Origin of the sequence: Bacillus sp. FJAT-28004 (genome assembly GCF_001280845.1) — a bacterium.
Taxonomy (GTDB): domain Bacteria; phylum Bacillota; class Bacilli; order Paenibacillales; family Paenibacillaceae; genus Pristimantibacillus.
The window spans coordinates 2,582,362-2,595,616 of sequence record NZ_LGHP01000001.1 but is presented as its reverse complement, the minus strand read 5'-3'; the positions used below and the strand labels follow the sequence as shown (position 1 = coordinate 2,595,616).

Sequence of the window (13,255 nt, the reverse complement as noted above, 5' to 3'; positions counted from 1 at the left end):
TTGTTTTAAGCAATTAGTTACGAAATGGTTAAATTTGAATCCTTTCCTTTCGCCATTCGTATGAATGGTATCCTTTCGGATTCGGATATGTTAACATATTTGAAGTGAAATAATAAAAATTCTATTTTTTGGCAGGTAAGGATGTTGATCAATGTATGATTTGTTATTGAACATAATAGATGATTTTGGTTATTTCGCTTTATTCCTTGTTTTATGTCTCGGCTTAATTGGATTACCAATACCTAATGAAGCAGTCGTGATGACAGGCGGAGCCTTAGCGGAGTCCGGTGTTTTATCGCCGATACCTGCTTTTATTATGACATGCCTCGGAATTTGCTCTGCTATGACCTTTGGTTACAGCATTGGTAGATTTGCAGGAAGTAAGTTGTCCAACTGGTTTAGCCAAAAGAAGAACATAAGTAAATTCGTTGCTAAATCCGAGCAGTTAAGTGAAAAGTACGGCGGCTACGCGATCAGCCTTAGCCTCTGCCTTCCTTTTTTAAGACATGTCACGCCTTATGTTATGGGAATGAACCGCATGCCTTATAAAAGATTCGCCATCTTCGCTTATCCATCCGCATTTGTATGGACACTCCTGTACTTTATTATCGGTACTTTCGTTGGAGATCAAGTGCAAGACCTCTCTGATCATATTTATAAATACGGTATATGGATCATTTATGCCATTATTATCGTCGTTGTTGGCTTTATTGTTTATAAATATTATAAAAGTAAACAACAAAAGAATCATATCGAGCGGCCAATGTAGCCTATTCAAGTTCAAGAGCCATCGCAAAAGCGGTGGTTCTTTTCTATTCAGAGCCTATTGTCGAAAAATAAGATAATCTATGATAACTGGCGTATTCACTCGATGTAATCGCTTTCTCAGCAAATCGAACCACATTGTTTTCATTTCATTTGTTGTATAATAACGATCAGTGTGCAACGGCCCCGGCTTTTCTGCGAGAGGAAAGTCAACCATTAACGATTCTACGTTGGTAGTTTCAGTAAAATGGACTAATCACTGCAATTTAGGAGGTTTATTTGCTTTGCTTGAACAACTAAAAAAATCTTGGTTTTCTAATGTTCGCGGTGATATTTTGGCGGGTATTACGGTGGCGTTAGCGCTCATCCCGGAGTCTATCTCTTTTTCTTTGATGGTGGGTGTTGGACCAATGGTCGGATTGTACGCCTCCTTCTGTATCGCAGTCATTATTTCCATCGTCGGAGGAAGACCGGGGATGATCTCCGCTGCCACAGGTGCGATGGCGTTATTGATGGTTTCGCTAGTGAAAGACCATGGAATGGAGTACTTATTCGCTGCTACGATATTGGCAGGTGTATTGCAGTATATCATGGGTGTACTCAAGCTGGGGCAGCTCATTCAATTCGTTCCGCAATCCGTTATGCTTGGCTTTGTCAACGCTCTAGGCATACTCATCTTTACCACACAGCTAGTTCATTTTGTCGGCGCTTCCTGGGTCATGTATGCGCTTGTTGCATTAACATTAGTCATTATCTATACGCTGCCTAAATTCACAAAGATTATACCTTCTCCACTAGCTGCAATTATCATCGTATCCATTATCGCTGTAGCAATAGGAGCGGATCTCAAAACCGTTGGCGACAGAGGTTTAATCGAAAGTACGCTGCCGCTGTTTCATATCCCGGATACGTTATTTTCACTCCATACGTTGTGGATCATATTGCCATACTCCTTCTCACTCTCCATCGTAGGTATTTTGGAGTCGCTTTTAACTGCTTCGGTCCTTGATGAAATGACAGATACGACAAGCAACAAAAACAAAGAGGTACGCGGGCAAGGCATTGCAAATATTGTGACAGGTTTCTTCGGCGGAATGGCAGGCTGTGCATTAATTGGACAATCAGTCATTAATGTGAAGTCTGGCGGTCGGACAAGACTTTCCACCTTAGTAGCCGGATTATTTCTACTGTTTCTTATTATGGCATTAAGCGACGTTGTCAATAAAATTCCGATGGCTGCTTTAGTCGGCGTCATGATTATGGTATCCATTAGCACGTTTGATTGGAAATCAGTTTTCCACATTCATAAGGTTCCACGCACCGATGCGCTAATCATGATCGTTACTGTAGTCATTGTTCTTATCACACATGACTTGTCAAAAGGCGTGTTTGCCGGAGTTGTGCTTAGTGCATTTGTATTCGTCGGTAAAATGGCAAAAATCCGCGTTTCCACCGCGGCTGAGAGTACGAAGGCTCGTACTTATCAAGTAACCGGACAGTTGTTTTTCGGTACGACCAGCCGTTTTGTAACGCTGTTTAATTACAAAGATGATCCATCACACGTGACCATTGACTTTAGCGGCTCGCATGTATGGGATCAATCAGCAGTAACCGCAATATCGAAGGTCAAGAGCAAATATGAGCAATTAGACAAGCAAGTGTCCTTTACCGGGCTCAATGAAGAAAGCAAATTGATCATACGTCATTTGGGCTTATCTTCATCTGGCGGACATTAACAAATAAAGCTCATGCAAACGCACCTTTAAGTGTGCTTGCATGAGCTTTTCTTATGAATCATTATTCTTGTTGTTCTTCCTTAACCAGCTCTTCCTTAACCAGCTTTTCCTTGGCAGTATCCACAAAGAAATCAAACAACTCATCATCTTCTTCTAACAAATCCTCGAGTGCTAGCAGTTCTTCTTCTTTGCCTGATTCATGAAGGAAAAACAAGCCATAACCCCACTCTTTGCCTCTCTTGCTGTGCAATGCAATTTCATACTCATTTTTATGGCCTTCTACCCCGAATTGAACATTCCCTACATAGCCGTCTTCTTTCGAGTACGTCATTGTGGCTTGCAATACATTGATGTTAATCACTTCTGTTCTTCCTTTCTAATCGTTCATTACGGCGCGAGCTGATTGATTTGATTTAACAGCTCGTTAATTTTGTTGATCGTATCTGGAATACCCGTCGATTCAAAAGCGGCTCTACCCTGCTCGATATTCGTTAGAGCTTGATCGATTCCCTGCTGCAGCGTCGCATTGTAATCGGCAATCGATTGGTGGATATCTTTTGCATAATCCGGGACCTGCAGACCTTCATAATGGACAACCTGTTCCTTCAGTGCAAGAAGCTTCTCCTTTAAATCGGTCCTTTTGTCTAGATCCGTCACAGCTTGCTCCGCAAGTGTATTCATATCTTGTCCGAAATCCGTTAACGATTGTAAGTAATCCGTCGTTTCTGTTGCAAAATTTACCGTTTGACCTACTTCTTCAATAATACCACAGCCAGCTGTCATTAGCATTATGGAGAGCAATATTATCGAAACGCCTCGCTTAATCATAAGCAACCTCCTTGTCATAATCATCCTACTACCGAGATGAACGCCTATACGAGTAGATGCATACATTACTGTACGATTATCAGCTCATGCTGGTTTCGTGTATGTCACAAGGAGATGATCGAGATGGACATTCATTTGTCGGCGATTCACTGGGTTTATTTGACCTTCATTGTCGCAATCATTGGATTTATGCTGATGCGCCGCGATACAACGCTTATATGTATTGTGGGAATCTTAGGAATCGGCATACTAGCAACCACTTCGGCAAGCGGTTCTGTAAGCGGTATTTTTAACAGCTTTATTTTCGCCATAAAAGAACTGCTAGGAACGATTTTAATTATTTCCATCATCGTCGCCATGAGTCGTATTCTTATTCGAACCGGTATAAACGAGATTATGATATCTCCGTTTACCCGTTTTCTTAGAACTCCCGCGCTTGCCTTCTGGGGAATTGGTTTAATTATGATGGTTACTTCCTTTTTCTTCTGGCCTTCACCAGCGGTTGCGCTCATCGGTGCCGTCTTGCTCCCTGTAGCTTTACGCGTTGGCTTGCCTGCCCTTGGAGCAGCTGTTGCCATGAACTTATTCGGTCATGGCATCGCCTTGTCAGGTGATTATATCATCCAAGGTGCACCGAAGCTTACAGCAGATGCTGCAGGCATTCCAGTGAGTGCCGTCATGCAGGCCAGCATTCCGCTAGTCATTGTTATGGGGGTTGTCACGACGATCGTTGCCTACTGGATGATGCGGCGTGATATGAAACTAGGTACTTGGCGTGATGGTCTCGTCCTATCAGCAGCGGAGACTAATCAGTCATCTGACTCTACCTCCAAAGCCGACCGCAATGCTCTTTCACTTCGCACAAAGCGCTGGCTCGCAGCTCTTATTCCATTGTTATTCGCTCTTGATATCCTCGCCATGTTCGTGCTTAATCTTCAAGGCGGCGATGCGACTGCGCTTATTGGCGGTACAGCTATACTCATCATGCTCTTTATTACCATGTTAACGCATCGAGGCAAAGGCTTAGAGAAAACAACCAGTTATTTAATTGAAGGGTTCTTGTTCGGATTCAAAGTATTTGGTCCGGTTATACCGATTGCAGCATTCTTTTATTTGGGCGACTCTGGGTTTCTTGCCATGTTCGGCGACAAGCTGCCCGAAGCATCGCACGGAATTGTCAATGACCTAGGTAATGCGCTTGCTCACGTCGTGCCTGTTAATGGTGTAGTTGGTTCCATCACGTTAACAGTAGTGGGAGCGGTAACCGGCCTAGACGGTTCAGGATTCTCCGGCATTTCGCTTGCAGGCTCCATCGCACAGCTATTTGGCCATGCTATTGGCTCAGGGATTGCCACATTGACTGCTCTCGGTCAAGTTGCTGCGATCTGGGTTGGCGGCGGTACAATCATTCCTTGGGCGCTAATTCCTGCTGCGGCTATTTGCGGCGTAGATCCTTTTGAACTTGCTCGTCGTAATTTAAAACCAGTGCTCATTGGTCTCTGTGTGACAACAATCGTTGCTATGTTCTTGATTTAGATTGCTTACGTTTACTGAACAATAATGAAACAAGTGAAATGACAGCAACACCGCTGAGTGCTATGTACCAGCTTAGTGAAAATGAGCTATCCGTTTGCTGAACAGTGATGCCGGGCTGCGGCGGCAATGAACCCATGCCTAGCTGCTTAATATGTTCATTAGCTTCACTATGCAGTAATGTTGCACTACAGAGTGCTTCTAGAGATTTACCTGTTGTTGTAGCATAAACCAGATACCGCTCTCCTTCTTTAAACGCATAACCACAGCTTTCTTCGCTTTCAGCCGTTTTCACTTCAATCGTTGGAGCAACATGACCTTTCCATACTTCATTGACTTGAAAGCTGGCTTTGACCGCTTTCTCAGAGGAGCGAAATAATGTTATGGAGGAAGTTTTTACGGAGGTTGCCGTTCCTTCAAATACAGCGTCGCTTTTAATTTTACTTTCCTCAACCGAACCTGCTTTTACACATGAACATGCTTGGACAGTCGATGGGATAAAAAACAAGCTGCCGACAAATAGTGCCAAAACTAACCCAACTGAGATCCACTGCTTTTTAATAATGATATCCACTCCCCCAACCTTTTCTCTATAACAGGCATTTATGCCTTTAAGATAAGACGGTATAATTTGGGAAAATGTTTCAATTATAGGAATGAAAAAGCTGTTTCCTCCGTAGTCGAAGCTACGATCGAAACAGCTTTTCCAGTTGTTATCCTTTTACTTTCTGTTTCTGCTCCTCAACAAGTGTTGCTCTAGCTGGCCAGAAAGCTTTCTTACCAAGCAAAGTTGTAATAGCCGGTACAAGGAAAGGACGAACGATAAAGGTATCCATTAACACGCCGATCGCCGTTATTAGTCCAAACTGGACAAGCACTTGGATTGGAAGCGTTGCAAGTACAGCGAACGTAGCGGCAAGAATAAGTCCTGCTGACGTAATGACGCCGCCCGTTTCACTAACTCCTTCTTTGATGGCTTGCTTCAGCGGTATCGTTTTGCTCTTTTTCCAAATGCTTGAGATCATGAAAATATTGTAGTCTTCACCAAGCGCGATAAGGAAAACAAAAGCATATAGCGGAATCGCACCTTGAATGGCGTCGACTCCCATGAAGTAATGCAGGATTATCCATCCTAATCCTAGTGCCGCTGCATATGACAGCAATACGGTGCCAATTAAGTATAGTGTTGCGGTAATAGATCTTAAATAAGCCAATAGCAGAATCATTATGAGTCCGATAACTAAAGGGATAATGACATTATTATCATGATCCGTTAGCACCTTGGAATCATATTGAGTTGCCGTCTGGCCAGCAATCCATACCTTTTGATCAGCTTCCGCAACGTTTGCATTTGTAAGCGCTGCTTCTGTTGCTGCATGGAGTAATGGGATGGTTTCCATCGCTTCCTGCGAATACGGATTCGTATTCAGGATGACTGTATATGAAAGCAAATTCGGGTCATTAACGCTTTGCTGTGGTTCCTGAACATGGTCAACAAGCGGCACAGCAGCAAGCTTTTCCGCTAAATCGGGTACAGCACCTTCCGTCTCAGCAACCACTGTAATCGGAGCTAAATCTCCAGGCGTAAACGTCTTTGAGATGACTTCAAAGCCTTCTCTTGATGGCATATCCTTAGGGAAAGAAGACAGCAAATCATAGGTGAATTTAATTTGACTTGAGAAGCTGGCGAAAATTCCTAATATCAAAACAGACGAGATAACGACCATCCATGGCTTGGTAATTACGAGATTGCCAATTTTGGAACCGAGATTCTTCTCTGGATTTGGCTTGCGGTACACTTTTCCTTTCTTGTCTGCGCGTGCTTGTTCCATTACATCCGTACGCGGAATAAATGGGTAGAATGAGGCTCTTCCAATAATCGAAAGCAATGCAGGGACTAACGTTAAACTTGCAATCCCCATAATAAGTATCGATAAACTGAACGGAACTGCGAATCGATCGTATGCACCATACTTAGCTGCAAGCAAAGCCAGCAAGGAAAGAACTACGGTAAATCCGCTCATTGCTATTGCACCCGAGGCGTCCTTGAACGATCGTTTTAGTGCTTTCATTTTGTCACTTTCGCGTGTGAGCTCTTGACGGAAATGCGAAATAAAAAATAAACAATAATCGGTACCAGCCCCGAACAAGAGCACGGTCATAATGGATATGGCCTGGCCATCCACCGTTATCCAGCCTTCATCAGCCATCCATCCGAGTAAAGGTCCCGTAACGGCATAAGCAAATCCAACACCAATAAGCGGAATAATGGCAAGAATCGGTGAACGATAAATGAGGAGCAACAAGAACAGTACGATAAGTACCGTTGCAATCATCAGCGATACATCTGCTCCTTTGAACAAATCGGTTGCATCTACCGAAATACCAACCGGACCGCTAACCCGTACGCTTAATTCAGTATCATCATTAATAGGTACGGAAAAGGGATCTTTACCTGAAGCTTCTCCGATAACCACTTTGATTGCCTCGATGTTTTCCTTTAAAATTTCGGTTTCAGTTTGCTCTCCGAATAGGATTGGCTGAACAAGTGTCGTCCCATCCTCAGAAGAGAATTTCTGCAAAGCAGGCAAAGGCATTTGATGCAATGGTATAACCTCACCCTGCTCTTTCAAAGGATTTTCAATTAACTTCTGCGTCGTTTTTTGAACAAGCGTATAATCCTCTTCCGATAAGCCGCCTTCACGATGCCAGACGACCAATGCAGGGATTCCAGATGAGCTTGGGAACTTTTCCTTTATTAACTGATCAGCGACAACCGATGGGCTGTCAGCCTCAAGGTTCGGAGCATTACTCTCTTCTTTGTCGCCCACAGCTGGCAGAAATACGGTAAGAAGTGCGGCTAATACAATCCAAACAACTAGCGTTACCCACCTTGTACGTGGTCCAGCGACCATTGCTGCTAATCTTTCGATCATTTGTCAAATCCTCCATTTCACATCGTGACTAATATCGTTTAAAATTAACTCATGCGATAAATTAATTATATATACCGAAAGGTTAATTAATCAATTCATATTTATTACAATTTGATGAATGGAGGGCATGTCGATGAGCGAGGACCAAATAAAACGCAAACCAGGCCGGCCCAAAGGCACAGGTTCAATTCAGACGATGCAGCAGATTTTGCGCACAGCCGCCTATTTATTTATGGATCAAGGGTTCGAAAAAGTTTCATTAGAAAGTGTAGCGCAAGCATGCGGGATTACAAAAGCGAGTGTTTATTATTATTTTAATAATAAAGGCGTGTTGTTCACCGAATGTCTCCAATTTATTCTGAAGATGGCTTATGATCAAACTTCAAAGCTTGTTAGCAGCCCCGGTACGCTGAAAGAAAGAATGCTTGTTGTTGCGGAGCGGCATATGAACAATGCACATGTTGAGTTCGAGACGATGATGAGGGAAGCATCCAGCGGTCTGACGGAGGAGCAAATTACGAGTATTCGCACGAGCGAGCAAGCTATACACGAATTAATTGGGAGTGTATTTCAGAAGGCAATGGACAAGGGTGAGATTAAGCGAGGTGACTCCATGCTGCTTGCTCATGTCTTTACAGCCATGTTGACCGTTCGAAATCGTAAAGAAATTATAAATAATGAAAAAACTGTGGAACAAGCAGCGTTCGAAATCGTAGAACTACTGTGGGCAGGATTAGAGCCTCGCTCGTAATTATATTAATTGGAGGTTTTCAAATGCTTAAAACCGCAATCGGTCGTCTGCGGGTCGTTGGTTTCATCGAAGGGTTGTCCTTTCTATTATTGCTGTTAATTGCAATGCCTCTCAAATATTGGGCTGATATTCCACAACCCGTGACTATTGTAGGCGGACTTCATGGTCTCTTATTCGTTCTTTATATTTTTGCTGTCTTCCACGTATGGATTAAACACCGCTGGTCGATTTTCAAGGCAGCAGCAGCGTTTATTGCAGCCTTTCTTCCCTTCGGCACTTTTATTCTCGATAAGAAGCTGCTTCGCGATCAAGAATAAACTGAACTGCACCCCGTCAAGTAGACAGTATAAATAATAAAAACCGTTAAGCGGCCTTAGTCCTGAATTCCATTGGACTGAGGCCGTCCTGCAAATCCCGCAAAATCATGCGCTTAGAGACAAAAAATGGCCGTCAGATTAAATCTGACAGCCATTTCCTTTATCAACATTATTGAATAGCTAAAGCTCTGACTTCATTAATGTTCGATTAATATGAATGGTCTTTTCATTCCCTTAATTGTATTTTTTAAGATTAGAGTTCAATAACCTTTGTAGCAACATTTTTGCAAAATTCTCTGTCATGCTCCACAAAAAGAATGGTTGGTGAGTATTCAAGCAGTAACTCTTCAATTTGCATGCGAGATATAATATCAATAAAATTAAGCGGTTCATCCCAAATATGCAAATGAACGTTCTCACTAAGACTTTTTGCAATCAACACTTTCTTTTTTTGTCCTCCGCTAAACGCGGATATATCCTTTTCAAACTGAACTCTGGAAAAATCAAGCTTCCTTAAAATCGATTTAAAAAGGCTCTCATCGATCCCATTGTTTGCTGCATAGTCCGACAAATTGCCTTGAAGATGAGATGTGTCTTGAGATACATAGGATATTTCCAACTGATTATCTTTCCTGTAAGTGCCTGTATAGTTTATATCCTCACCGCAAATTAATTTGATAATACTTGATTTTCCGGATCCGTTTTTACCCGTAAGAGCAATTCGCTCACCTTGCTCAATTGTAAAATTCAAAACCTCACTAACCTGTTTCTCACCGTAAAAAATCGAAACATTTTCAAGCTCAACAAGTTGGTTTTTATGATAAGCAAGTTGCGATATCTCTAAGCTCTCAGCGTTTTCAATATTTTTAAGGAGCTTAGATTTTTCATTAATAGCAGAGTGCTGCCTTTGCTCAATTGATTTTGAACGTTTCATCATTTTGGCAGCCTTATGGCCAATATATCCTTTATCTACCTTAGAGCCGGAATTTCTTGTTCCGTTTTTTGTTTTTTCCACTTCATTTGACCAATTTCCTGTCCGTTTAGAAGAATCTGACAAACGTTTGATGTCTCTTCTAAGTTTTTCGTTTTCTGCTAACTCAAAGTTATCTTGTCTCTTTTTATTTTCCCACCAACCTGAAAAATTACCTTTTTGGATTTCTATGTTGGTTTTATTGATTGAAAGGATGTGGTCTACACAGTTATCAAGAAATGATCTATCGTGTGACACCAATATAAATCCACTTTTGGTGTTGAGATAATCACTAACAAGTTTTCTTGCATGCATATCGAGATGGTTGGTTGGTTCATCAATCAACAGAAAACTATTTTCTTTAATAAATAATGTAGCCAGCAGCACTTTCGTCTGCTCCCCATTTGATAATGAATCAAAGGGCCGATACAAAACATCTTCAGAAACCTTTAGCAACGAAAGTTCTCGTAACAATTTCCAGTGAATATAGTCTGGGAAAATGTCATTGATTACATCAAGCGTATTATCTCCTTTGTTTTCAATATGAAAAGGGAAATATTCAAAACTGACATTAGCAGAGATGTTTCCGCTGTATTCATGTTTGCCTAGCAACAAGCTCAGAAATGTTGTCTTTCCTCTACCGTTTCTTCCTGTAAATCCTAATTTCCAATCGGTGTCTATTTGAAAACTTACGTTTTCGAATATGTTATCGTAGCTGCCTTCATAGGCAAACGTTAGGTTTGTTACATTTATTAATGACATGAAATCATCCTCCTGTATAAATATAAAGAGCTACAAGAAAGTTACTTTCTTGTAGCTCAAATAAATACAGCAAATCCAACCCTCAATATAGAGTTAGACAAGGATATATTGATTGAGTGAAAAGAATTAGTAACTTTCTTGCATATAAAAAATAAAACATGCGAAAAATCGCACTTATCGTTTTATTATTTTTTATTAGCAAGAAATATTACATTATTCTTTTCAACTCCAATCATTAAATTAGAAGTATCATATCATGCCTTTTTTTAGAATTCAACAATTTTTGTACTTTATTCGTTATTATTCATCCATTGGTAATGGAAGCTTCCCTCTTTATCAAGACGCTGGAAAGTATGTGCTCCAAAATAATCCCTTTGCGCTTGCAATAAATTAGCTGGCAGCCTCTCCGACCGATAGCTGTCATAATAGGCTAAAGCAGATGAAAAAGCAGGTACAGGAATTCCTCTATTTACGGCAATCGAAATGACGTTTCTCCAAGCATCCTGATAGTTATCAACGATCTCGCTGAAGTACTCGTCCAAGAACAAGTTGTTCAGCTCCGGATTCCGATCATAAGCATCCTTAATATTTTGCAAAAATCTTGCACGAATTATGCATCCTCCGCGGAATATCATCGCAATTTTGCCATAGTTTAAATCCCAGTTGTAAGCGTCAGAAGCAGCTCTCATTTGCGCAAAGCCTTGTGCATAGGAAGCTATTTTGCTAGTATACAAAGCTTTACGAACAGCCTCAATGAATTCTTTAGGATCGCCATCATAGCTGGATACCGAAGGACCATTCAGCTGCTTGCTTGCGGTTACGCGTTCTTCTTTCATCGCGGACATAAACCGTGCAAACACGGACTCTGTTATGATGGACAATGGAACACCTAAATCCAATGCGCTTTGGCTTGTCCATTTGCCAGTGCCTTTTTGCCCCGCTGAATCGAGAATGACATCGACCATCGGTTTGCCGGTATCTGGATCTATTTTTTTGAAAATATCAGCAGTGATCTCGATCAAATAACTATCCAACTCACCGTTGTTCCATTCTGTGAAAATGTCATGCAGCTGGTTTGTGTTCAAGTTCAGTACATCCTTGAGTAGATGATACGCTTCGCCGATGAGCTGCATATCGCCATATTCGATGCCGTTGTGTACCATTTTGACATAATGGCCAGCGCCATCTCCTCCAATATAAGTCGAGCAAGGCTCGCCATTCACTTTGGCGGAAATGGCTGTGAGGATGGGCTCAACCAACTCATACGCATCTTTTTGTCCACCAGGCATAATCGCAGGGCCGTTTAATGCCCCCTCTTCTCCCCCAGAAACGCCTGCGCCAATGAAGCGGAAGCCTTGAGCCTGAAGATCTTTGTTTCTACGCTGTGTATCAGGGAAATATGCATTCCCACCGTCAATCAGAATATCTCCTTGATCAAGGTAAGGAACAAGCTGATTAATCGTATCGTCAGTCGGTTCGCCGGCTTTGACCATAATAAGAATTTTGCGCGGCGTCTCAAGCGATTGGACGAATTGTTCAACGTTGTACGTACCAACAAAATCTTTCCCTTGCGCTTCTGCCAATAGTTCATTGGTTTTCTCGGCTGAGCGGTTATATACCGAAACCGAGAACCCTTTGCTTTCGATATTCAAGGCCAGATTTTTACCCATAACGGCTAAACCGACCACGCCAATTTGTTGTTTTTTCATTTATTGCTACCTCCCACTTAATACTGCCCCGTTGTAGAAAACGTTTTTAAAGCGTCACTTCATCTAGATTGCTGAAAACTCTTAAATGTTGAAATCGATTTTCCTTTACATAGCGATTTATAACTCGTTGGAAGAGGCATTTGAATGCCTCTTCGCGAGAACCGGTGTATAGCATAGCGCTAATTAAACTTGTGATGTTTTTTTCCAATCGGCAGCGAATTTCTCCATGCCTTGATCCGTTAGAGGATGTTTGGAAATTTGCTCGATGACTGAGAAAGGAATGGTTGCGATATGCGCGCCAGCCATTGCTACTCGTGTCACGTGATCCGGATGACGTACCGATGCTGCGATGATTTGCGCATCCAAGTTATGCGTACGGAACAATTCTGCGATTTTTGAGACGAGAAGTACGCCGTCTTCCGAAATATCATCCAAACGGCCAAGAAATGGAGAGACATACGTCGCGCCAGCGCGGGCAGCCAAGAGTGCTTGGTTTACGGTGAAGATCAGTGTTACGTTTGTTTTTACACCTTTCTTCGTCAGGTAGCGGCATGCTTCCAAACCTGCTAGCGTCATCGGAAGCTTAATGGTGATGTTTTTGTCATTGTTGTTAATTTTGATTAGTTCATTCGCTTGTGCGATCATGTCTTCAGCTGTTTCGGCATCAGGAGTTACTTCGGCAGATACGGATTCAACCTCAGGCACTTCGCGTAAAATCTCAGCGATACGATCTTCGAATTTAACGCCTTCTTTGGCAACCAGAGATGGATTAGTTGTAACACCAGACAAGACGCCGATTTTATAAGCCTTTTTGATATCTACCAGATTCGCTGTGTCGATAAAGAATTTCATAGTTATTACCTCCATTTTTTTGTGGTTATAATTTAAATTACTTTTTATAAACCTTCCAGCCTCAATAGAACAATCTGACTAAACTACGGCGCTCCT

The 13,255-nt window shown here is 42.0% G+C and carries 12 protein-coding genes; 5 read left to right on the top strand and 7 right to left on the bottom strand.

Annotation, left to right across the window (positions count from 1 at the left end; all coding sequences use genetic code 11):
- The first annotated feature begins 151 nt into the window (after positions 1 to 151).
- Together AC787_RS11150 and AC787_RS11145 are read left to right on the top strand one after the other, a co-directional pair.
- The gene (locus AC787_RS11150; protein WP_054024850.1) at positions 152 to 769 is read left to right on the top strand and encodes a DedA family protein; all 618 of its coding nucleotides are present in this window, start codon (positions 152 to 154) and stop codon (positions 767 to 769) included.
- A gap of 280 nt (positions 770 to 1,049) precedes the next feature.
- Positions 1,050 to 2,501: a SulP family inorganic anion transporter gene (locus AC787_RS11145; RefSeq protein WP_054024849.1), complete on the top strand. Its 1,452-nt coding sequence runs from the start codon at positions 1,050 to 1,052 to the stop codon at positions 2,499 to 2,501.
- A 61-nt stretch (positions 2,502 to 2,562) separates the two neighbouring features.
- Here AC787_RS11145 and AC787_RS11140 read toward each other — a convergent pair whose 3' ends face one another.
- Complete coding sequence (locus tag AC787_RS11140; protein ID WP_321166114.1) at positions 2,563 to 2,862, bottom strand: hypothetical protein; 300 nt, start codon at positions 2,860 to 2,862, stop codon at positions 2,563 to 2,565.
- Between the two features lie 26 nt (positions 2,863 to 2,888).
- Positions 2,889 to 3,329: a DUF6376 family protein gene (locus tag AC787_RS11135; RefSeq protein ID WP_054024848.1), complete on the bottom strand. Its 441-nt coding sequence runs from the start codon at positions 3,327 to 3,329 to the stop codon at positions 2,889 to 2,891.
- A 123-nt stretch (positions 3,330 to 3,452) separates the two neighbouring features.
- Here AC787_RS11135 and AC787_RS11130 point away from each other — a divergent pair, with 123 nt between their 5' ends.
- Positions 3,453 to 4,865 carry a hypothetical protein gene (locus tag AC787_RS11130; RefSeq protein WP_054024847.1) on the top strand — a complete coding sequence of 471 codons (1,413 nt, stop codon included), beginning with the start codon at positions 3,453 to 3,455 and terminating at the stop codon, positions 4,863 to 4,865.
- On the opposite strand, the gene AC787_RS11125 is transcribed toward AC787_RS11130, so the two are convergent.
- Positions 4,849 to 5,436 carry a hypothetical protein gene (locus AC787_RS11125; protein WP_054024846.1) on the bottom strand — a complete coding sequence of 196 codons (588 nt, stop codon included), beginning with the start codon at positions 5,434 to 5,436 and terminating at the stop codon, positions 4,849 to 4,851. The two genes, AC787_RS11130 and AC787_RS11125, sit on opposite strands and share 17 nt — an antisense overlap.
- A 139-nt stretch (positions 5,437 to 5,575) precedes the next feature.
- Positions 5,576 to 7,798, bottom strand: a complete 2,223-nt coding sequence (locus AC787_RS11120; RefSeq protein WP_054024845.1) for an MMPL family transporter — start codon at positions 7,796 to 7,798, stop codon at positions 5,576 to 5,578.
- Between the two features lie 133 nt (positions 7,799 to 7,931).
- On the opposite strand from AC787_RS11120, the gene AC787_RS11115 reads away from it, so the two are divergent.
- Both AC787_RS11115 and AC787_RS11110 read left to right on the top strand, forming a co-directional pair.
- Positions 7,932 to 8,549, top strand: coding sequence for a TetR/AcrR family transcriptional regulator (locus AC787_RS11115; RefSeq protein WP_054024844.1), 618 nt, complete (start codon positions 7,932 to 7,934; stop codon positions 8,547 to 8,549).
- A 23-nt stretch (positions 8,550 to 8,572) separates the two neighbouring features.
- Positions 8,573 to 8,866, top strand: coding sequence for a DUF3817 domain-containing protein (locus tag AC787_RS11110; RefSeq protein ID WP_054024843.1), 294 nt, complete (start codon positions 8,573 to 8,575; stop codon positions 8,864 to 8,866).
- 253 nt (positions 8,867 to 9,119) lie between these two features.
- Here the strand turns inward: AC787_RS11110 and AC787_RS11105 are convergent, their stop codons facing one another.
- The 3 genes from AC787_RS11105 to fsa all read right to left on the bottom strand — a co-directional run bounded on the left by AC787_RS11105 (position 9,120) and on the right by fsa (position 13,159).
- The gene (locus AC787_RS11105) at positions 9,120 to 10,598 is read right to left on the bottom strand and encodes an Lsa family ABC-F type ribosomal protection protein (RefSeq protein WP_054024842.1); all 1,479 of its coding nucleotides are present in this window, start codon (positions 10,596 to 10,598) and stop codon (positions 9,120 to 9,122) included.
- A gap of 290 nt (positions 10,599 to 10,888) precedes the next feature.
- A complete protein-coding gene (gene gndA, locus AC787_RS11100; RefSeq protein ID WP_054024841.1) occupies positions 10,889 to 12,307 on the bottom strand; it encodes an NADP-dependent phosphogluconate dehydrogenase in 1,419 nt (472 codons plus the stop codon).
- A gap of 183 nt (positions 12,308 to 12,490) precedes the next feature.
- Positions 12,491 to 13,159 carry a fructose-6-phosphate aldolase gene (gene fsa / locus AC787_RS11095; protein ID WP_054024840.1) on the bottom strand — a complete coding sequence of 223 codons (669 nt, stop codon included), beginning with the start codon at positions 13,157 to 13,159 and terminating at the stop codon, positions 12,491 to 12,493.
- Positions 13,160 to 13,255 lie beyond the last annotated feature (96 nt).

Excerpts from the sequence above, each read along its gene's own strand:
- AC787_RS11150 (WP_054024850.1), top strand. The coding sequence starts at position 152 with ATGTATGATTTGTTATTGAACATAATAGATGATTTTGGTTATTTCGCT.
- AC787_RS11135 (WP_054024848.1), bottom strand. The coding sequence starts at position 3,329 with ATGATTAAGCGAGGCGTTTCGATAATATTGCTCTCCATAATGCTAATG.
- AC787_RS11130 (WP_054024847.1), top strand. The coding sequence starts at position 3,453 with ATGGACATTCATTTGTCGGCGATTCACTGGGTTTATTTGACCTTCATT.
- AC787_RS11120 (WP_054024845.1), bottom strand. The coding sequence starts at position 7,798 with ATGATCGAAAGATTAGCAGCAATGGTCGCTGGACCACGTACAAGGTGG.
- AC787_RS11115 (WP_054024844.1), top strand. The coding sequence starts at position 7,932 with ATGAGCGAGGACCAAATAAAACGCAAACCAGGCCGGCCCAAAGGCACA.
- AC787_RS11110 (WP_054024843.1), top strand. The coding sequence starts at position 8,573 with ATGCTTAAAACCGCAATCGGTCGTCTGCGGGTCGTTGGTTTCATCGAA.
- AC787_RS11105 (WP_054024842.1), bottom strand. The coding sequence starts at position 10,598 with ATGTCATTAATAAATGTAACAAACCTAACGTTTGCCTATGAAGGCAGC.
- gndA (WP_054024841.1), bottom strand. The coding sequence starts at position 12,307 with ATGAAAAAACAACAAATTGGCGTGGTCGGTTTAGCCGTTATGGGTAAA.
- fsa (WP_054024840.1), bottom strand. The coding sequence starts at position 13,159 with ATGAAATTCTTTATCGACACAGCGAATCTGGTAGATATCAAAAAGGCT.